The 6000-nt window shown below is 49.5% G+C and carries 6 protein-coding genes; 4 read left to right on the top strand and 2 right to left on the bottom strand.

Annotated elements, in window-relative coordinates; genetic code table 11:
* Positions 1–126: 126 nt before the first annotated feature.
* Both EKM83_RS10990 and EKM83_RS10995 read right to left on the bottom strand, forming a co-directional pair.
* Positions 127–774, bottom strand: coding sequence for an endonuclease III domain-containing protein (locus tag EKM83_RS10990; protein WP_125577390.1), 648 nt, complete (start codon positions 772–774; stop codon positions 127–129).
* A gap of 199 nt (positions 775–973) precedes the next feature.
* A complete protein-coding gene (locus EKM83_RS10995; protein ID WP_125577392.1) occupies positions 974–1234 on the bottom strand; it encodes a hypothetical protein in 261 nt (86 codons plus the stop codon).
* A 161-nt stretch (positions 1235–1395) separates the two neighbouring features.
* On the opposite strand from EKM83_RS10995, the gene EKM83_RS11000 reads away from it, so the two are divergent.
* The 4 genes from EKM83_RS11000 (at position 1396) to EKM83_RS11020 (ending at position 5873) form a co-directional block, all read left to right on the top strand.
* Positions 1396–2121 carry a gamma-glutamyl-gamma-aminobutyrate hydrolase family protein gene (locus EKM83_RS11000; protein WP_125577394.1) on the top strand — a complete coding sequence of 242 codons (726 nt, stop codon included), beginning with the start codon at positions 1396–1398 and terminating at the stop codon, positions 2119–2121.
* Positions 2122–2202: 81 nt separating this feature from the next.
* The gene (locus EKM83_RS11005; RefSeq protein WP_125577396.1) at positions 2203–2859 is read left to right on the top strand and encodes a YczE/YyaS/YitT family protein; all 657 of its coding nucleotides are present in this window, start codon (positions 2203–2205) and stop codon (positions 2857–2859) included.
* A gap of 377 nt (positions 2860–3236) precedes the next feature.
* On the top strand, positions 3237–5093 hold the full coding sequence (locus tag EKM83_RS11010; protein ID WP_125577398.1) for a DUF5776 domain-containing protein: 1857 nt from the start codon (positions 3237–3239) through the stop codon (positions 5091–5093).
* A gap of 528 nt (positions 5094–5621) precedes the next feature.
* On the top strand, positions 5622–5873 hold the full coding sequence (locus EKM83_RS11020) for a type II toxin-antitoxin system YafQ family toxin (RefSeq protein WP_263853786.1): 252 nt from the start codon (positions 5622–5624) through the stop codon (positions 5871–5873).
* The last annotated feature ends 127 nt before the right edge of the window (positions 5874–6000 follow it).

Here is a 6000-nt window from a genome sequence, read left to right on the forward strand (position 1 = left end):
CGACCGCGTTTGAAACTTTCTTAAGAAATCCACCGTTCGTCCTGGAAACTGGTGCGTCTGACCCCCTAGCCCAATCATGCTGGAGCTAGTCGACGTTAGCAACGCTTACGCCACAGCCAATCACCACTAAACCACCAACTTCTCCCCCGCCAAAAATGACTGCGCAAAGTCCGGGCCATCCTTGACTTGCTTGCCGAACTCGTCGATCAGGGCGTGGAATTCCTGACAATCGGCCAGACCTAAGGGAAATTGACGGAGAACTTGTTCCTGAAATGCCGGGTACGACTTGGGCATGGTCGCGCCGAGCCAGGCGAACAGGCGCCGAGCATAAGTGTCGACCATAAATGTGCCGTGGTCCAGCGTGTACATCAAGATGTAATCGGCCGTTTCGTTGCCGATACCGGTAATGGCCATGAGGTCCGCCCGCAGACTACTGCCGGAGCGTTGCTTGAGCGCAGCCAAATCATCATTGGCCTGCCCCAACCAAGTGGCCAACGCCAAGATGGCGGGACCCTTGCGATTGTAGAAACCGCTGGAGCGAATCAGTAGCGTGATAGTTGCCGGCGTCAGCTCCCGCAATTTGGCCGGGTCAAAGCCCGTGGTTCGTTTCAAATTGAGCAGTGAGGGCTCGACGTTGCGCCAGTTGGTGTTCTGCACCAAAATGGCGCCCAACATGATTTCCACGGGTGTCTCCGCCCACGGTGTCCCTGGCTTCAACCAGGGTTGCGGCCCCATTTCGGCGGCCATGCGATGGTACAGTTCTTCAATTGTCATGGCGTCCTCCTTATTTGTGGTTAAGTTGTTTTAGGCGACACGGGTGGTGCTGGTGAATTCAGCTAAAATTACTGATCATCCGTACCGTGATCGACACACTTGACGAGCGGAACCCCGGTCAACCGCAGGCGTTACCACCACCCTACCCGTCAAAAAAGCTAGCCGCGCGCGATACGTGACTAGCCCTTAACGCTTATTTTTATTCTTGACCATTGTTGCGCTTGATGACCAAGCGGATATCTTCATCCATGCCTTCTGGATGCAGCTCCTCTTTGTAATCGAAGTTGGCGCTTTGGAAGTACTTCTTGATTTCATCGTTGATTGTCTCGACGGCCCGAACGTCCTTGTCTTGCCGTTTCAATAAAAGCGTGTATTCCTTTGAATCCTCATCGACGTTTTCAAAACGATACTCAATCGCTTCGGAATTCAAAATTTCTTGAATCAACTGCCGTTCTGTCATCATGTTTACCTCGCTTAAATTTAGTCTACTTCCTTATTGTAAAGTTATTTAGAAAATTTGTTAACTATTTCGTTACAAGTTCTGATAGTTCTGGTAACAAATTTTCTTAGAAATGGGTATACTGGTCAACAAATACTTTTTCTATGGAAGGAAGCGACGCCATGCGTCCTCGCATTGCTTTGCCCGCCGACACCCTCGACGAGGCAACGAATATCATTAACGAAAGAAACGCGGCCTTTGCCCCACGCCCAGCCGTAGAAGCCATCGTCAAGACTGGCGGTCTGCCGATTATTTTGCCGAGTATCGACCCGGAAGACGTGGCGGATTACCTGCCGCTATTTGACGGGGTGGCCTTTCTCGGTGGCGCCGACGTGGACCCCACATTTTTCGGTGAGGAACCCCATCTCCGCTTAGGCAAGACCTACCGCAAGCGTGATTTATTTGAAATCGAACTGCTCAAACAGGCCGTCGCCGCCAATAAGGCCATCTTGGGCATTTGCCGCGGTCTTCAGCTGATCAACGTTGGTCTGGGCGGCACGCTGTATCAGGATTTGAGTGAAGACCCACTGGCTCAGCTCAAACACAGCCAGGCGGCCATGGGCAATCAACCCAGCCACCACGTCACGGTCGTGCCCGACAGCACGCTGGCCACACTGACCGGCAAGCGGCCCTACGTCAACTCCCGCCACCACCAAGCCATCAAGGACGTGGCGCCCAGTCTGAAGGTCACGGCCACGGCCGACGATCAAGTCATCGAGGCTCTAGAATCTCAAACCACCGACCAGATTTTAGGTGTGCAGTGGCATCCCGAAAACATGTACAAACACCACGCGGAATCACGCCAGATTTTCCAGAACTTTGTCGACCGGGCGGCGAACCGCATGTAAAAAGTTGGTAAAGCCTCTTTTCATTGGCCGACACTTCCATTACACTAGAGTTTGTGACAGAAAACTAGGAGGTGTGTGGTCGTGGCGAAAATGAAGGACTTTGGACAACGAATGCGTTTTTTAGGCTTCTCCATCGTCCTGAACTCAGCGGCCAACGCCTTGACCATCTCCACCAACCTCGGGAGTGCCGTGTGGACCGGATCGTCCGTGAACCTGGCCAACTGGATTCACGTGCCCCTAGGAACGACGCTGTTTATCTACGGTATCGTCATCACGCTGTTGAATCAGCTGTTGCTGGGACAATTTGACCGGCGGCGATTCATCTCAAATTTGCTGTACATCATCCCCTTCAGTTATCTGGTCGAATGGATCGGCTACTTCTGGAACTGGATTGGTGTGGGGCAACTGCCGCTGGCCGGCCGCGTGATTGTCGACATCATTGGCTTGTTTGGCGTCGCGTTCGCCGTATCCATTTATAATCGTTGCAATATTATCATGCACCCCAACGATGACCTGGCGTACATCCTGCGGTTCAAATACCTTCGCGGCTCCGCCATCATTGCCCAGTGGGCCAGTTACGCTCCGCCACTGTTGATCATCATCCTGTCTTATCTCTTCACCGGTGAGCTGCATGCCATCGGCTTCGGGACAATCTGGGCGTTGGTCACGCAAGGCATCGTCATGGGCTGGGCCGATTATCACGTCTTTCCACGGTTAAAACATCACGTCGACGTTTAAAAAAAGATTTTTTAAAACGAACAGCGACTGTAACCTGAATTTTCAGGCGACGGTCGCTGTTTTTGCGTGGATTCGCCCGGTCATCGCCTCACCCCTAAACGAAGTCGCCGACAATTATCGTCGGCCTTCATCCCCGTCAATTCACGCTTCCGAGTAGTTAATTGCTTCAGCAAACTTTCGGGTAAAATCATTTCGGCTTAAAACCATCTATTCCTTTAGTCACTTTTATTTATCTGTGCAATACGCTAGTTTCAATTATCAACCAATCAATGAAAAACCATAAATACCGTTATCATCCCATTTACTGTAGATTTTACAAGTATAATTATGCTATACTACACTCAATGATAGAGGAAAAAGTAAAAGGGGTGTGCTAAATGACTAGGGTAATTAGCAAAATTGTGACGGCAAGTTTGAGTGCCATTTTATTAGTCGGACTCGCAGCACCAGTGCTGGCCCAAGCCGATGCGACGACGAATACTGTCACAACAACTAAACAGGCCAAAAGTGAAAGCGCTATTAAAATCAGTGCAGTTGAAACACCATACGCTTATTTCAGTACGACTAACGGTATAACACACTTGCCAATGTTAACCGGCTGGCCAACAAGCTTAACGGTTGACCAACTCAAAGATGACGACTACATGCAAAAGCTGCTGGCTAGTCATCCCATCGATAACACGTTAAATATTAATGACATCCGCGACAGCATGTTGACCATGGCCGAAACCGTGTCCAGTTATGATTTACAGAAGTCTTTCGTGGCTAACTCTCTTGACGCAGAGAATATTGACGTATCTGATACCGAATACGCTGATCAGATAACTCCTAGAACGATCATCAACCTTTGGATGACCAAAATGGTGATGATCACCAACCAAACCGGAACGATAGATCAAGCAGCAATGACGCAAGACTATGCGGAAAACATTATTCCAGAACTAAAGCGGTTGAATCTTCCTGAAGCCGCTATCAACAACTACAACCCGGCAGTCTATTCTGCAGAGAACTTTGAGGCCCACATCTGGCCAGTCTTCCAGCAAGCATACGATCAAATTCTCGCCCAAGTCCCCAGCTTAGCTAAGTTATCTTCCACAGAGGTTCATAAACTCAATCCGGTGGAAAGTGCCAATGAACAAAAGAAACTCATGCTGGCCCCCACGAGCAATTACCTCACCAAGCTCTCAGATGGGTCTTACCGGCTAAGCGGTAGCGCGTTGACCCTATTCTCCTTCATCAGCACGGGCTTACCACCTGAGGTCACGCCGACCCCGACGCCAACGCCGACCCCAACACCCGCTAAGAGCCAACCGGTAACGGTCCACTATGTTGATGAGCAGGGACAAACGCTGGCACCCGATCAACTGTTGACCGGTGAATTGGGCGCCAGCTATCAGAGTGATGCCCTGGATATTCCGAGCTACACCCTGACAAAGGCCCCGACCAATGCCACGGGGAAATTTACCAGCGACGCACAGACGGTGACCTACGTTTACACTAAGCAAGTCGTGCAAATGGGGAGTGCCGCCGCCACCGTCAATCCCATCGCACCTAAGGGTACCGTCATCTACGCCACCAAGAAGATTGGCCTTTACCGCACGGCAACCTTTAGCAAGAAGCAATTGAAGCGTTGGTACGCCAAGAAGTCACGGACCAACCGACCAATGTTTGTGGTCACCGGCTATGCCAAGTCCAAGAACGGGGTCAAACGCTACCACGTCAAGGACGTCAACCACCACAGCAAGACGGCCGGCAAGACCGGTTACGTCACGACCAAGAGTGCCTACACCACGCCGATTTATTACGCTAAGAAGCACGCCAAAATCACGGTCATCAATCCGGCCGGGGTCAACGGCTATGCCAAGCAGAATCTAACCAAGAAACGGGCGCACTACCGCCAAGGCCAAGTCCTGAAGGTTAAGCGCATCGTCCACCACAATTTGACGACTCGCTTCGTCTTGCGCAACGGCCAATACATCACGGCCAACAAGCAATTAGTCCAAGCTGGCAAGGTCCAAATGCCTAAGCGGATTCAAACTAAGCGCGCCATCAACCGTTACACCACGGCTAACCTGACCCGGAAGAATCGTCACATCGCCAAGAAGACGACGCTCAAGGTCACCGGCTGGGCTTATTCCAACGCCAACAACTTCAATAAGCGCGACACCCTCCGGTACCACGTGGCGGGCGGCTACGTAACAGCGAATAAACACTTGGTTCGGGGAATCAACTAGTGTTTTAGAAAAGAGAGTGGGGCAAAAAGCGGTTAGCTGGCGAACATTAAGTCAGTGCACAAAAAAGTCCGGGAGCAGTCTCGGGCTTTTTATGTCATATCAACTCTAAGCAATTCTTTTAACAAACGGCCAATAACTTCGTAAGTTTAAAATGTCATACGAACGTAAACAAAGGAAGGAAGGAATCCTATTATGGCAACAATGACTCGCGACAAAACAGTTTCTGCTCGTGTCACAGCTGACATCAGCGACCGTGCCAAAAAAACTTAGAAAAGCAAGGTTTGACCCTCTCAGAATATATTCGTTTATCACTGGTTAAAGCCGCTAACAATGAAGTTCAATTAATCAGTTTTCTAGATTCACCCGAAGCATTAGCAGCTAAAAAAGACGCTAAGTCGGGACACACCGAGGATATTGGAACGGTTCACGACCTGGAAGATTGGTTAAATAACATTGACGAAACTAAAAATTAGGCAAACGTAGGCCTTCAAGCGTGAAATTAAGAAGCTTGGCAAGCAGCATTATCCAGTGAGTCTAATTGCAACTTGTATTCAAGCAATCATCACCGATGATGATGCTGTAAAAAAACGAATACACGACCATGCGTTGCAAGGACAATGGAAAGGTTTTAGAGAGTTTCACCCCGCTCGCTTACAAAATCATGGCGGCCATTATGACGGTTGGATTGTCATTTACCAACTCAACCGAGATTTTTTAACGCTGACGCTTGTCACCACGGGATCACATGAAGTTTTACGAATGGCAGATTGTAAAATTTAAATTGAACATTTAAGTGGACAGAAAAACCCATCAAGGTCTTTAATGGTGTTACCACACAATCCATTAGAAAGAAGGACCTTGATGAGCACCACTATTTTATCATTCCAGAACCGTGTTGTCATTGAAA

The sequence above is a fragment of the Levilactobacillus angrenensis genome, assembly GCF_003946085.1.
Taxonomy (GTDB): Bacteria; Bacillota; Bacilli; order Lactobacillales; family Lactobacillaceae; genus Levilactobacillus; species Levilactobacillus angrenensis.

Excerpts from the sequence above, each read along its gene's own strand:
- EKM83_RS10990 (WP_125577390.1), bottom strand. The coding sequence starts at position 774 with ATGACAATTGAAGAACTGTACCATCGCATGGCCGCCGAAATGGGGCCG.
- EKM83_RS10995 (WP_125577392.1), bottom strand. The coding sequence starts at position 1,234 with ATGACAGAACGGCAGTTGATTCAAGAAATTTTGAATTCCGAAGCGATT.
- EKM83_RS11000 (WP_125577394.1), top strand. The coding sequence starts at position 1,396 with ATGCGTCCTCGCATTGCTTTGCCCGCCGACACCCTCGACGAGGCAACG.
- EKM83_RS11010 (WP_125577398.1), top strand. The coding sequence starts at position 3,237 with ATGACTAGGGTAATTAGCAAAATTGTGACGGCAAGTTTGAGTGCCATT.